Origin of the sequence: Paeniglutamicibacter psychrophenolicus (genome assembly GCF_017876575.1) — a bacterium.
GTDB classification, from domain to species: domain Bacteria; phylum Actinomycetota; class Actinomycetes; order Actinomycetales; family Micrococcaceae; genus Paeniglutamicibacter; species Paeniglutamicibacter psychrophenolicus.
Window position 1 is genome coordinate 1688476 of the sequence record NZ_JAGIOE010000001.1, and the last position, 13024, is coordinate 1701499.

Sequence of the window (13024 nt, forward strand, 5' to 3'; positions counted from 1 at the left end):
GGGCAGCTGCCTACAGGCCCGCAGCGACCTCGTCGATCATCTTTTCGGTGTTGTTCAGGCCGTAGCCGACCATGTACCAGGCGTTGGAATCCAGGTTCACGATCTTGTTGTTCTTGGCGGCGTTCGTCGAGGCGACCAGCTCGTTGTCCAGGACGGCCTTGGCGGCATCGCCCGAGGTGCCCATGGCCGAGTCGCGGTCCACCACGTACAGGGTGTCGGGGTTGTTGGTCTTCAGGAACTCGAAGGAGATCGATTCGCCGTGGGCGCCCTCGGACTTGATGTCGGCAACGGTGGACACCCCGAGCACGTCGTGGATCAGGCCGAAGCGCGAGCCGGCGCCGTAGGCGGTCAGTTCGCCGCCGGAGGTCATGATGATCAGTCCCTTGCCGGCGTTGGCGCTCTTGGCCTTGGCGTCGGCGATCTTGGTGTCGATGGCGGCGAGCTGCTCGTCGACCTTGGTTTCGACGTCGAAGATCTGGCCCAGCTTGCCGGCCTGTTCCTTGAAGGAGTCCAGCGGCTTCTTGATGTCCACCGACAAATCGATGGTCGGGGCGATCTTGGACAGTTCCCCGTAGGAGGAGGCTGCGCGGCCGGTGATGATGATCAGGTCCGGGTTGCCGTTGGAGATGGCTTCGAAGTCCGGTTCCTTCATGGACCCGATCTTGGCGACGGCGGCATCGTTGTACTTGGCCAGCGACTCGGGGTATTTGGTTTCCGGAACGCCGTCGGCTTCCAGCCCCAGGGCGGTCATTGAGTCGAGCACACCCAGGTCGAAGGTGTAGACGGTCTCCGGGTTCACCGGAACCTCGGTGGTTCCCTGGGCGTGGGTGATGCTCACGGTCTTGCCGCTGTCGGCCTGGGCACCTGCCTCGGTGGAACCGCCGCAAGCGGTCAGGGCGAGCAGGGATGCGCCGGCGGCAAATGCGCCAAGGACGACGCGAACGGGGGTCTTCACGATGATTTCTCCGATGGTGGGGCAGCTGCCCAAGGCCTGTGCCAATTAGCGAACAGCCTTGTAACGTAAATGAACTCAAGGGAGACGCTATAGATAAGGCGTGCCTATGCGCAAGCCGATCAACCTCGATAGGTTGTCGGCGCGCTTCGATTGGGAGGGCGGGGCGGCCCCGGGAAGCCCTTCGTTGCGGGGAATCCGTGACCCACTTGGCCCGGAAAGTGATGTCGGTCACCCTCTGGCCATGGGTTCGGCAAAAGGGCATGTCGTGACGTTTTTTGACGTCCGGCGAGGCATGGATGGACACGGACGGGTCCATCCACGGCCGCAGTGGCCGCGCAGATGGTTTGGGGGGCGTGGAAGTGGGCGGCCCGGCCGGGCCCGGCTAGCGTCCGCGCCTGGCCAAGCGCTCAACCAGTGCATCGGGTGCGATCCGGGCCAGTGTGGCGGCGAGCTTGTAGCGCATCGAGGGGATCGACAAGGACTTGCCCGCGTCGCTGTCGGCCAGCGCCTGCCGCACCACGTCCGGGGCATCCAGCCATCCCCATGCGGGGATCTTGGTCTTGTCCACGCCCATCCGGTCATGGAACTCGGTACGCACGAAGCCGGGGCACACGGCGGTGACGGAGATGCCGCGGCCGGCGTAGAAAACGTTTGCCCAGCGGCTGAAGTTCACGATCAGCGCCTTGGCTGCCGAGTAGCTGCCGCGCGGGGTGAAGGCGGCGACCGAGGCGACGTTGATGATCTTTCCTCCTCCGCCGGAGCCCATGGCGTTCAGTGCCGCATGCATCAGCACCAGCGGAGTCTGGGTATGGATCCGCAGGTGGTCGAGTTCCTTGTTGAGGTCGTTGTCGGCGAAGTTGCCGCGCAAGCCGTACCCGGCGTTGTTGACCAGCAGGTTGACGGGTCGAGAGGCTTGGGCCAGGCGGGCGGACACCCGTTCGGTTCCCTCGTCGGTCACCAGGTCCGCGGCCAGCACCTCGACGTTGATGGCGAATTGCGCGTGGAGCCGCGCGGCCAGTTCCGCCAGCCGCTGCCCGTCACGGGCCGTGATCACCAGGTCGTGTCCGCGGGCCGCCAATTGCGCGCAGAATTCGGCGCCCAGCCCCGAGGTGGCGCCCGTGACCAGCGCCGTGCCCGGGCTGCGGTGCGGGTTGCTGGTTTCCGGCGGCAAGAAATCACTCATGGTGTGAGCCTAGTCACCGGATGGCCGGATGGCCCGCGAAATGACGGGCATTTGTCATCCCCGGCCGCGGTGGCGTTCAGCCAATTAGGGCCGAGCCGTGTTGCGTAATCCGAATTGGTGAGGTTAGCCTTACTCGTCAGGTGTCGGTGTGACGGCCGAAGCACGAAGCCTGCCGACCGAGCACCTCCTCCGCCGTTTCCATCGCTTGCACCGCCGAATCGCAAAGGATTCCACACCCACATGAAGTTCACTCGACGCGCCGGCCTCATCGCCGCAGCAACCACCGCCCTTGCCTTGACCCTCAGCGCCTGCGGCGGAACCGCCGAAAGCGCCCCGGCCAGCAGCACCGCAGCGGCAAGCGCCGCGTTCCCGGTCAGCATCAAGCACATCTACGGCACGACCGAGATCGCCAAGAAGCCCGAGCGCGTGGCCACGGTTTCCTGGGTCAACGCCGATGCGGTGCTGGCACTGGGCGTCGTTCCGGTGGCCATGGCCGAGGACACCTGGGGAAACAACAAGCAGGGCTCCACCGACTGGAAGGATGCCAAGCTCGCCGAGCTCGGCGCCTCGATCGGCAGCGAGAAGGCACCGGTGCAGTACTCCGAGAAGGACGGCGTGAACTTCACCGCGCTGGCCGAGGCACAGCCCGACCTCATCGTGGCCGGGTACTCGGGCCTGACACAGGAGGAATACGACAAGCTCTCGAAGATCGCCCCGGTCATCGGCCCGATCGCCCCGAGCTACACCTCCGGCTGGCAGGACGTGACCACCGCGGTTGGCCAGGCACTGGGCAAGGACGCCGAGGCCAAGGCCGTCATCAGCGAGGTCGAAGGCAAGATCGCCGCTGCCGCCGCGGCAAACACGGTCTTCAAGGACACCACCTTCATCGCCGGAAACCTGGAGCCGTCCGACAACACCATCAGCCTCTACGCCACCGGGGATTCGCGCCCGCGCTTCCTCACCGCACTGGGCATGACCCAGGCGGCAATCGTCGATGCGAACGCCAAGGACGGCGAGTTCTTCCTTCCATGGGCCGCGGAACGCGCGAACGAGCTGGACTCCGACATCTTCTTCACCTGGGCCGCCGAGGGCACCGGCACCGATGGGATTGCCAAGAACAAGCTCTTCGCCCAGATCCCCGCCGTCTCCAAGGGCGGGCTGGTGGCCGCGGCCAACGACATGGAGGTGCTTGCCATCTCGGCGGCGTCCCCGCTGTCGGTGCCCTACGCCATCGACAAGGTCGTCCCGGCCTTCGCTGCAGCCGCACAGGCTGCCGCCGGCAAGTAGCGGGCACGCACCACCCACGCACCGGCACCGATTCAGGCGGGAACCACAGGCAATGTCAGGAAGCTTCGGACTCCATGAGGTAGTGCAATTGCGCTGCCACCGAGATCTCCGCTGCCCGTCGCACCCGCGGATCCACGTCGGCGTAGACCACGTCGGTGACCTGGGCGATGGTGGGCTCAACGGCGGAATCGGCCCGGATCTGCGCCAGCGCGGAGCGGATCTGGGCCAGCCGCTCAAGCCGGTGCGCCCGGTATTCGCGCACGATTCCGTGCAGGGATCCCAACATCGGGCCATGCGCCGGAAGCACCAGCGCATCGGGGCCGGCCTCCAGCTTGTCCAGCGAGGACAGGTAGCCGCCCAGGGTGCCGTCGGGCGCATCCAGGATCGTGGTGCCGCGGCCCAGGATGGTGTCCCCGGTGAGCATCGAGCCGTTTTCCCCGTCATCGGGCAGCAGGAAACACAGCGAATCGGAGGTGTGGCCGGGGGTTGCGAGAACGCGCAGCCGCAGGCCAGCCGCGTGGATTTCCTCCCCGTCGACCAAGACCCCGGCCTCGCGGCAATGCTCCGGCAGCGCCGCACGCACCGGGGCCCCGGTGAGCCGGTGCAGCGTGTCGATGCCCTCGGTGTGGTCGTGGTGGCGGTGCGTGACCAGGATCAGCTCGACGGATTCGGCGGCCAGCGACCCAAGGTGCCCGGCGTCGTCGGGCCCGGGATCCACGATGACGGCATGCTCGGAACCCGGTGCACGCAGGATCCAGGAATTGGTTCCCTCCAGCGACATCGGTCCGGGGTTCGGGGCCAGGTAATAGGATGCCTGCTCGGTCACGACGGTGGCTTGCTGCTTGATCATGGCCACCAGTCTAGGGCCACGACGTGGGCCTCCGCCCGGAACCGGATGGGCAATCCATGAGCGCGCCACCAGCCGGATCAAGAACGTCCGAGCCCCTGCCGGTGTCCGCACGGAAAACCGATTCCCCCGCGCCCGCACGGCGCCCCGGGCTCATGCCCGCGCCGGTGCTCGGTCTTCTCCTGGCGGCAGCCCTGGCACTGCTGCTCTTCCTGTCCCTGCTGATCGGCGCCCGGCCCATCGCCCCGTCCACGGTCCTCGATGTGCTGGTGCACCTGGACCCGGCCAACGGAGAGCACGCGGTTATCGCCTCGCGCATCCCGCGCACGGTCGCCGGGCTGCTCATCGGTGCCGCCCTGGGACTCGCCGGGGCCGGGATGCAGGGCATCACCCGCAACCCGCTGGCCGACCCGGGCATCCTGGGCGTCAATGCCGGTGCCGCGCTGGCCGTGGTGGCCGGCATCCACTTCTTCGCCGTGTCCACGCTGCACGGCTACATCCTTTTCGCCTTCGCGGGCGCCGCCGGCGCCTCGCTGCTGGTCTACCTGGTGGCGTCGCTGGGCCGCGACGGCGCCACGGGGCTGAAGCTCGCCCTGGCCGGGGCGGCCATGGCCGCGGGCCTCGGGTCACTGACCAACGCCGTGCTGATGATCGGCCAGGAGGCGCTGGACCGCTTCAGGTTCTGGCAGGTCGGCACCCTGGCCGCCCGCGAGGTGCCCGAGATGCTCTCCGTCGCCCCGTTCCTGGCGCTCGGTGCTGTCGCGGTGCTGGCAGGTGCCAGGTTGTTCAATGCGTTGGCACTGGGAGACGACTCGGCCGTGGGGCTCGGGTTCCGCGTGGGCCGCGGGCGTGCGGTGTCGGCGGCGGGAGTGGTGCTGCTGTGCGGGGCGGCCACCGCGCTGGCCGGGCCCATCGGCTTCGTCGGGCTGATCGTGCCCCACGCGATCCGCGTGCTGGCCGGCGGGGACTACCGCTGGCTGCTGCCGCTGTCCATGCTGGCCGGGCCGGTACTGCTGCTGGGCGCCGACGTGGTGGGCCGGGTCATCGCCCCGCCGGCCGAGGTCCAGGTCGGGGTCATGACCGCGGTGATCGGCGCGCCGCTGTTCCTCTGGCTGCTGCGCCGCGGAAAGAAGGTCACGCTGTGAGCCGCCAGATGCTTTCCGGGGTTGGCGACACCGCCGAGGCTGCCCCTGCCATGAAGCGGGCCGAAGTTCCCGGCGCGCCTTCCGGAGGACCGCCCCCGGGCGCGACGCGGTCCAAGCCCCGGCACACGCCCGGGCCCCCGCACCAATCCACACCCCGCCCCGGCCGCCGCATCGGGCCGGTGGCCCGGGTGAACCTGCTGGCCGCCGCCGGCATCGTGGTCGCGGTGCTCCTGAACCTGGTGGCCGGGCGCCACCCCATCGCCATCGACGACCTGCTCGCTGCCCTGGCCGGCGAACGCGTTCCGGGTGTCTCCTTCATGCTGTGGGAGGACCGGCTGCCGCAGGCCGCCGTCGGCGTGCTGGCCGGGGCCGCGTTCGGCGCCTCAGGGGCCATCTTCCAGCGCATGCTGCGCAACCCGTTGGCCAGCCCCGATGTGATCGGCGTCGGCTACGGGGCGTCCGCCGCCGCGGTGGCGGGAATGCTGTTCTTCGGCGCCCAGGGGATTGGCCTCTCGCTGATCGCCTGCGCCGGCGCACTGGCCGTGGCGCTGCTGATCTACGCCATCGCCGATGCCGGGAAGCACACCGGGGCCCGGCTGATCCTGGCCGGCATCGCGGTGGCGGCGATGCTGCAGGGCATCATCTCCTACCTGCTCACCCGCACCGATATCCGGATGGCCTCCGACGCGCTGCGCTGGCTCACCGGATCGCTGTCCGCCAGCACCTGGGACCGGGCGGGCTTGCTGGGCGCGGCGCTGGCGATCCTGCTGCCGCTCCTGGTGCCCGCCGCGGCGAAGCTGCGGATCCTGGAACTGGGCGACGACACCGCCGCCGGTCTGGGGCTGGGCGTGCGGTCCACCCGGCTGGGGCTGATCCTGCTGGGGGTCGGGCTGTGTGCCGTGGCCACCGCGGTGACCGGCCCGCTGGCGTTCGTCGCGTTCCTGGCCGGGCCGTTGGCGCTGCGCCTGTGCAATGGCCGCAGCCACCTGGGCTCCGCCGCCGGCATCGGCGCGCTGCTGGTGGTCTCGGCGACGTTCATCGCCACCAACATCCTGCCCGACATACAACTACCAGTCGGCGTCGTCACCGGCGCACTGGGAGCACCATTCCTGATCTGGGTCTTGGTGCGTTCCAACAAGGAAGGAACCTGAGGGTTTCCATGGCACTTCTCGAAGCACAGGACCTCACGCTCGCCTACGATGCGGTCAGCATCGTCGACGAGCTCTCGTTGCAGCTGCCCGCCGGCGAGGTGACGATCATCGTGGGAGCCAACGGCTGCGGCAAGTCCACGCTGCTGCGCGGGCTGTCCCGGCTGCTGAAGCCCGCCGGGGGCAAGGTCCTGCTCAACGGCGAGGACATCCACACCCGGCCGGCCCGCGAGGTCGCCAAGATGCTGGGCCTGCTGCCGCAGACCCCGACCGCGCCCGACGGGATCACGGTGCGCGAGCTCATCGGCCGCGGCCGCTACCCGCACCAGGGCTGGTTCAAGCGCTTCTCCTCCGAGGACGAGGCAGCGGTGGCCCGTGCCATGGCCGTCACCGGGACCACCGACCTGGCCGAGCGGCCCATCGACGAACTCTCCGGCGGGCAGCGCCAACGCGTCTGGATCGCCATGGCGCTGGCCCAGGAAACCGAGCTGCTGCTGCTCGACGAGCCGACCACCTACCTGGACGTCGCCCACCAGCTGGAGGTGCTCGATGTGATCTCCGAGCTGAACCGCACCCGCGGCACCACCGTGGTGATCGTGCTGCACGACCTCAACCTCGCCGCCCGCTACGCCGACCACCTGGTGGCGCTGAAGCACGGCAAGATCGTCGCCGCCGGTCACCCGGCCGCGGTGGTCACCGAGGAGATGGTGAAAAACGTTTTCGGCATGCCATGCCGGGTCATCCCTGACCCGGTGGCCGGCACCCCGCTGGTGCTGCCCATCGGGCGGCACCGGGTGCTGCGCGCCGAGTCGGTGCTGGCGGCCAAGGGCATCCACCGCACCACGAATCCCGACGCCCGGCTCGATGCCGGTCCGGTGACGTCCGAGGTTCCCGCGGCCGCGAATGCGCCCGGAGCCGCAAGCCCCGCCGCCGATGGCGTTGCGGATGCAGCCACAGGTTCCTTGGCGGAAGTAGGTACCGTGGCCGCAGCCACGGAAGCGGACGCCCCGGCGCCGGCGGAACCGGAGGTGCCCGAACGCGCCGAGGAGATCAGCGAGATGCTGGCCTTCGCCACGCACGTGGTGGCGGTGCAGGGCATCGGGGAGAACTTCAAGCGCATCACCCTGGCCGGGGCGGACCTGGCGCACTTCGGCGCCGGGGATTCCCCGCTGGATTTGCGCATCAAGCTGATGATCCAGCCGGCCGCAGAACCCGGGGTCCCGGCTGCCGGGCTGCCTTCGGAATTCGAGTCCCTGCGCCCGGGCGCCTGGCTGTCCCGTGCCGAGGCCACCGGCTGGTACCGGCGCTGGCTCGCGCTGCCGGCCGAATCCCGCGGCGCCATGCGCACCTACACCGTCCGGGCCCTGCGCCCGGCGGGCCACCGGGACAATCGCGGCACCGAGGCGGAGATCGACATCGACTTCGTGCTTCACCTGCGCAACGAGAACGGCAAGCTGGCCGGCGGCCCGGCCACGGTGTGGGCGGCCCGGGCCAAGGCCGGGGACGAATTGCTGTTGCTGGGCCCCAACGCTGGCCTGTGCGGGCCCGACTACGGAGGCATCGAGTTCCGCCCGGGCTCGGCCAAGCGGATCCTGCTGGCCGGGGACGAGACCGCTGCCCCGGCCATCTGCTCGATCCTCGAAGCGCTGCCGGCCGGGATCACCGGACATGCGCTCATCGAGGTGCCCGACACCGGGGATATCCAGGGTTCCTCGACCCGCTCGGGCGTGTCCGTGCAGTGGCTGCCGCGCGGTTCCCACCCGCACGGCGAACTGCTGGCGGCCGCGGTGCGCGACGTCGTGGCGATTCCCGCCGCCGGCGCGGTGATGCCCGGTGCCGACCCGGAGGACGTCGACGTCGACACCCAGATCCTTTGGGAGACGGCCACCGCCTCCACCCAGCCGTTCTACGCCTGGCTGGCCGGCGAGGCGGAAATGATCAAGGGCATGCGACGCTACCTGGTCCGCGAGGCCGGCATGGACCGCAAGCAGGTTGCGTTCATGGGGTACTGGCGCCGGGGCAGGTCCGAGAACTAGGACCCTGGCCGGGGGTGGGGTTCAGCGTTCCGGGTGGCCGCCGAGCTTGCCCAGGATGCGGGCCAGCTCGGCGCGTTCCTGCGCATCGAGCCGCCCGAAGTAGCTCTCCGTGTGTTCGCGGCGTGCCGCACGGACCTCCTCGGTCAGGCCGAGCCCCTGGGGCGTCAGCGTGACCAGCGTGGCGCGGCGATCGACGGGGTCGGCGCTGCGGGCCACCAGCCCCTTGGCCTCGAGGTTCTCGATGACCTCGGTGGCCGAGCGCGGGGCGATGCGCAGGCGTTCGGCGACGTCCTTGAGCCGCATTCCGTCGGCGGACGCCGGATCCGCGGCATTGCGCGCGAGCGAGTGCAGGGCGCGGAACTGGTGCGGGGTCAGCTCGAAGGGGGCGAGGCGTTGCGACCAGGAATGGCGCAGCGAACGAAAAGCGCGGTGGAAAAGCTCCGAAAGGTCCCCGGGAAGTGCCGGATTGTTGCTGGCTGGCATGCCTTTCAGCCTACCGTCCGGCTGGTGCGGAATTTGACGGGCAACCACATAGTGAGGTAACCTCACTAATGACGTGGTGCGAGTCCCGCACCCACGACCACCACGAAAGGTGGTGCATATGTTGGAATCGAGTTCATCTTCCAGCGCGTCCCGTTCGGGCCAGGGCCAATCGGCCAAGAACCAAGCCGGTGCCGCTTCCGCACCCGGCGGCGGGGGAGGCCGCGGCGGTCCCGTCGCCCGCCTGAACCCCGCGGACCTCAAGCAGGTCAAGCTCCACCCGGTGAAGCCGGCCCGGATCGCGGCCCTCTTCAAGCCGCACAAGCTCACCATCGCCATCGTCGCGCTGCTCATCTCCGCAGCTTCGGTGATCGGGCTGGCCCAGCCGTTTTTGATCCGCGCCATCATCGACGATGCGCTGCCGCAGCAGGACACCGCACTGCTCGCCTGGCTTGCCGGCGGGCTGGTGGCGGTCGCCGCCGCGACAGCTGCCATCGGCGTGATCCAGACCTGGATGGCCACCAAGATGGGCCAGAAGGTCATGCACACGCTGCGGACCCGCCTATTCACGCACCTGCAGGCCCAGTCGCTGGGCTTCTTCACCCGCACCCGCTCCGGGGAGGTGCAATCGAGGCTGACCAACGACATCGCCGGCATGCAGTCGGTGGTGACCTCCACCGCCACCTCGGTGGCCTCCAACCTGACCACGGCCGTGGCCACGGCCATTGCGATGGCCGCTCTCTCCTGGCGGATGAGCCTGCTCTCGCTGGTGGTGCTGCCGCCGGCGATCTGGCTTTCGCGCAAGGTGGCGTTGATGCGCCGCGACGTGACCAGTGCACGCCAGGCCGAGCTTGCCGGGATGTACACGCAGATCGAGGAGGGGCTCTCGGTCTCCGGCATCCGCCTGGCCAAGACCCTGGGCACCACCGGGCGGGATGTGGAGCGCTTCGCCGGTTCCTCGCACCGACTCGTCGACCTGGAAATGCGCAGCCAGCTGGCCGGGCGCTGGCGCATGGCCACCATGGGCATCGTGTTCGCCGCGATCCCCGCGGTCATCTACCTGGCCGCCGGCTTCCCCGCCACCTCCGGGGGGATGACCATCGGCACGCTGGTGGCGTTCACCGCGCTGCAGGGCGCGATCTTCCGCCCCATCATGGGCCTGCTGAACGTCGGGGTCCAATGGGTCACCGCGATGGCCCTGTTCAGCCGCATCTTCGAGTACCTGGACATGGACCCGGAAATCAAGGCGCCGGCGAACCCGACGACGCTGGACCCGGAGTCCGTCCAGGGGAGGGTGCGCTTCGGTGGCGTTTCCTTCGCCTACCGTGGCGGGGCCGACGTGCTGCGCGGGATCGACCTGGAGCTGGCTCCGGGCACCGCCACGGCCATCGTCGGGCCCACCGGATCGGGCAAGTCCACGCTCGGTTCGCTGCTGCCGCGCCTGCATGACCCAAGCCGCGGCAGCATCACCATCGACGGCATCGACATCCGCGAACTCGCCCCGGAAACCCTGAACAGGATCGTGGGCGTGGTCTCCCAGGAGACCTACCTGGTCCACGCCTCGATCCGCGAGAACCTGCTGCTGGCCGATCCCGGGGCCGACGACGCGACGCTGTGGAAGGCGCTGGCCTCCGCGCAGATCGCCGACCTGGTGGCCGGCCTGCCCGAGGGGCTGGACACCCTGGTGGGTGCCCGCGGGCACCGCTTCTCCGGGGGAGAGCAGCAGCGCCTGGCCATCGCCCGCACCATCCTGCGCAACCCGAAGGTGCTGGTGCTCGACGAGGCAACCAGCGCGCTGGACAACACGACCGAGGCGCTGGTGCAGCAGGCACTGGACCTGCTGGCCGTCGGGCGCACCACGCTCACCATCGCCCACCGCCTGTCCACCGTCGAGGGTGCCGACCAGTTGGTTGTCCTTGAGGCCGGGCGCATCGTCGAACGGGGCCTGCCTGCCACACTGCGCGAGAACGACGGACCCTATGCCAGGCTCGTGGCGGCGCGCGAGGAAAAGGTCACCGAGCTGGTCCCCTGAGAGGCGATGCCCGATTACGGACGGTGCGCAAATTCACGCCAAGGGGCCCCACCTGCGGTGAAGGCCCGCGGAAAAACCGAAGGCAAATCAGCCGATCCCCGGACGGACCAGCTGGTTCCTGCCTGCCAAAGCCCGGGAGAACCACCGTCACTTCGCGCGGAGCACGAAGAAAATAAAGCTCAGGAATGATTCCCGGTCCTTGAATTGCGGGGGAACGATTTCCGCAGGCGCATCGGTCGAGTACGGTGGTTCGCTGACCACCTCGATCTGGAATCCCGCCCTGGCAAACGCATCCGTCATGGCGTGCAATGGCCGGTGCCAGTATGTGAGGGTGGCCGCTTGGCCGTTGAAGGTGTGTTCATCCGAGTACTTTGTGGGCTTGAAGTAGTCCGTGCCGGGGTTTGTCCAGGGGTAAAGGATCGGGTGGTTTACCGACATGATGAGTCTGCCTTGCGGCCGCAGGACGCGCCGTATCTCGCTCAGCGGGCCAACCCAGTCTTCCAAATAGTGGAAGACCAGCGATGCCACCACGTCGTCGAACGTGTCGTCGGCGAAGGGAAGGGGCTGGCCGAGGTCGGCCACGAGGAGTTCCGCCCCTGCGCCCAGTCTTTGCCGGGCCAGATCGACCATTGCTTCGCTGGAGTCGAATCCCGATACGGTGGCGCCGCGTTCACCGAGCGCTGCCGCCAGCGGTCCGGAACCGCAGCCGGCGTCAAGAATCCGGTGATTGCGGACATCTCCGGCGAGGTTGAGCATTGCCGGCCGTTCGTAGAAGCCATTAAGCAGACTGGTTTCGTTCTCGGCCGAGTACGCCTCGGCAAAGGTGTCGTAATTGGTGTCCTGTGGCATCTGGTCAGTTCCTCCGGAGCTCGGAATGGGCGCAAGCATTTGGATGAGGCTAACAGCCGCAACCCGGTCCCACTGGGAAGAATCGCTGTTCTTGCCCGCAAGGCGCCCTCCGGGATGACTCGATGTGGGGATTCGGTCGTAGGCGGTGGGGCCGAAGAATGCCGATGGATCACCGAGTAGTGGCGTCGGCTGTCGGGAGTGTCATCCGAAAGGTTCGACGCTCCGAGAAGCCCAAGACTCCGTTCACTCGGGCGACACCGCGCGACTCACCGCCGCTGCAACAGCTCCAGCACTTGTTCGACGACCAGATCGGGTCGGGAAATGAACGGATGGTGCCCGGTCTGCAGTTCGACGGAGTGCGTCGCTCGGCTCGCATGGAAGCGTTGCAACTTGAGCGACGTGCTGCGGTCCTGCCCGCAGATGATGTACGTTGAATCGATTCCCTCCCAGCCGGCAGCACTCGTCGGAGTCGTGAACGCCCCGGCAGCCTGTGCGGTCACCCGCGCCCACGCCTGGTGCTGGGTCTCGTCGTCTGCGTCCTGAAGGAATCGGGCTCCAAACGAAGTTGCGTCGTAGCCGGACACGCCCAGCGTGCCGTCACTGTTGTCACCGATGGACACCGGGTCGACTTCACCGTTCATGATCGCACCCTGGGACTGCCCGACCTCGGGCAGGTACGACGACACATAGAGCAAGTGCGCAATTGCCGGATGCTGGCCGGCTTCGGCGATAACGGTGCCGCCGTAGGAGTGACCGACAACGATTGCGGAGTCCACCTCGCCCAGTGCGCCGCGAAGCACCGCCGCGTCGGCAATGAGGCCGCCGGCAACCTCTTCAGGTGCTCCCTCGCCACAGGAGGGCAACGCAATGGCTCTGCTCCGGATCCCGGTGTGTTGGTGGAGCAGCTCTGCGGTCCGCTGCCACCACCACTGTCCATCGCGCACCAAGGCACCGTGGACAAAGATCAGTTCCATGTCCTGTTCCTCCCCTGAGTTACTCGTTGGGTCGGTCCGAAAAAGACGCCCAGAGCGGGACGCTGTCGACATTTGTGGTCGGCTCGCC

Annotated in this window: 11 protein-coding genes; 5 read left to right on the plus strand and 6 right to left on the minus strand. The window is 68.4% G+C overall.

What is annotated here, in order from left to right:
- Positions 1–10: 10 nt before the first annotated feature.
- Both JOF46_RS07500 and JOF46_RS07505 read right to left on the minus strand, forming a co-directional pair.
- Positions 11–955 (minus strand): siderophore ABC transporter substrate-binding protein, encoded by a 945-nt coding sequence (locus tag JOF46_RS07500; RefSeq protein ID WP_209911687.1) that lies wholly within the window; start codon positions 953–955, stop codon positions 11–13.
- A gap of 382 nt (positions 956–1337) precedes the next feature.
- Positions 1338–2138, minus strand: coding sequence for an SDR family NAD(P)-dependent oxidoreductase (locus JOF46_RS07505; RefSeq protein ID WP_209906758.1), 801 nt, complete (start codon positions 2136–2138; stop codon positions 1338–1340).
- A 240-nt stretch (positions 2139–2378) separates the two neighbouring features.
- Here JOF46_RS07505 and JOF46_RS07510 point away from each other — a divergent pair, with 240 nt between their 5' ends.
- Positions 2379–3425, plus strand: coding sequence for an ABC transporter substrate-binding protein (locus JOF46_RS07510; RefSeq protein WP_209906759.1), 1047 nt, complete (start codon positions 2379–2381; stop codon positions 3423–3425).
- Between the two features lie 55 nt (positions 3426–3480).
- Here the strand turns inward: JOF46_RS07510 and JOF46_RS07515 are convergent, their stop codons facing one another.
- Positions 3481–4275: an MBL fold metallo-hydrolase gene (locus JOF46_RS07515; protein WP_209906760.1), complete on the minus strand. Its 795-nt coding sequence runs from the start codon at positions 4273–4275 to the stop codon at positions 3481–3483.
- A 56-nt stretch (positions 4276–4331) separates the two neighbouring features.
- Between JOF46_RS07515 and JOF46_RS07520 the strand changes: the two genes are divergently transcribed.
- Genes JOF46_RS07520 through JOF46_RS07530 form a run of 3 tightly spaced genes read left to right on the plus strand, consistent with a single transcriptional unit; the run spans position 4332 to position 8601 of the window.
- Complete coding sequence (locus JOF46_RS07520; protein WP_209906761.1) at positions 4332–5417, plus strand: FecCD family ABC transporter permease; 1086 nt, start codon at positions 4332–4334, stop codon at positions 5415–5417.
- Positions 5414–6568 (plus strand): FecCD family ABC transporter permease, encoded by a 1155-nt coding sequence (locus tag JOF46_RS07525; protein WP_342592389.1) that lies wholly within the window; start codon positions 5414–5416, stop codon positions 6566–6568. The genes JOF46_RS07520 and JOF46_RS07525 overlap by 4 nt, the downstream gene beginning before the upstream one ends.
- Positions 6569–6576: 8 nt before the next feature.
- Positions 6577–8601 (plus strand): SIP domain-containing protein, encoded by a 2025-nt coding sequence (locus tag JOF46_RS07530; protein WP_209906762.1) that lies wholly within the window; start codon positions 6577–6579, stop codon positions 8599–8601.
- A gap of 21 nt (positions 8602–8622) precedes the next feature.
- On the opposite strand, the gene JOF46_RS07535 is transcribed toward JOF46_RS07530, so the two are convergent.
- Positions 8623–9084, minus strand: a complete 462-nt coding sequence (locus JOF46_RS07535) for a MarR family winged helix-turn-helix transcriptional regulator (protein ID WP_245348046.1) — start codon at positions 9082–9084, stop codon at positions 8623–8625.
- 118 nt (positions 9085–9202) lie between these two features.
- Between JOF46_RS07535 and JOF46_RS07540 the strand changes: the two genes are divergently transcribed.
- Entirely contained in the window at positions 9203–11113 is a 1911-nt protein-coding gene (locus tag JOF46_RS07540; protein WP_209906763.1) for an ABC transporter ATP-binding protein, read from the plus strand.
- 147 nt (positions 11114–11260) lie between these two features.
- Here JOF46_RS07540 and JOF46_RS07545 read toward each other — a convergent pair whose 3' ends face one another.
- Positions 11261–11962 (minus strand): class I SAM-dependent methyltransferase, encoded by a 702-nt coding sequence (locus tag JOF46_RS07545; RefSeq protein ID WP_209906764.1) that lies wholly within the window; start codon positions 11960–11962, stop codon positions 11261–11263.
- A gap of 266 nt (positions 11963–12228) precedes the next feature.
- On the minus strand, positions 12229–12936 hold the full coding sequence (locus tag JOF46_RS07550; protein WP_209906765.1) for an alpha/beta hydrolase: 708 nt from the start codon (positions 12934–12936) through the stop codon (positions 12229–12231).
- Positions 12937–13024: the final 88 nt, after the last annotated feature.

Excerpts from the sequence above, each read along its gene's own strand:
- JOF46_RS07505 (WP_209906758.1), bottom strand. The coding sequence starts at position 2,138 with ATGAGTGATTTCTTGCCGCCGGAAACCAGCAACCCGCACCGCAGCCCG.
- JOF46_RS07510 (WP_209906759.1), top strand. The coding sequence starts at position 2,379 with ATGAAGTTCACTCGACGCGCCGGCCTCATCGCCGCAGCAACCACCGCC.
- JOF46_RS07515 (WP_209906760.1), bottom strand. The coding sequence starts at position 4,275 with ATGATCAAGCAGCAAGCCACCGTCGTGACCGAGCAGGCATCCTATTAC.
- JOF46_RS07520 (WP_209906761.1), top strand. The coding sequence starts at position 4,332 with ATGAGCGCGCCACCAGCCGGATCAAGAACGTCCGAGCCCCTGCCGGTG.
- JOF46_RS07530 (WP_209906762.1), top strand. The coding sequence starts at position 6,577 with ATGGCACTTCTCGAAGCACAGGACCTCACGCTCGCCTACGATGCGGTC.
- JOF46_RS07535 (WP_245348046.1), bottom strand. The coding sequence starts at position 9,084 with ATGCCAGCCAGCAACAATCCGGCACTTCCCGGGGACCTTTCGGAGCTT.
- JOF46_RS07540 (WP_209906763.1), top strand. The coding sequence starts at position 9,203 with ATGTTGGAATCGAGTTCATCTTCCAGCGCGTCCCGTTCGGGCCAGGGC.
- JOF46_RS07545 (WP_209906764.1), bottom strand. The coding sequence starts at position 11,962 with ATGCCACAGGACACCAATTACGACACCTTTGCCGAGGCGTACTCGGCC.
- JOF46_RS07550 (WP_209906765.1), bottom strand. The coding sequence starts at position 12,936 with ATGGAACTGATCTTTGTCCACGGTGCCTTGGTGCGCGATGGACAGTGG.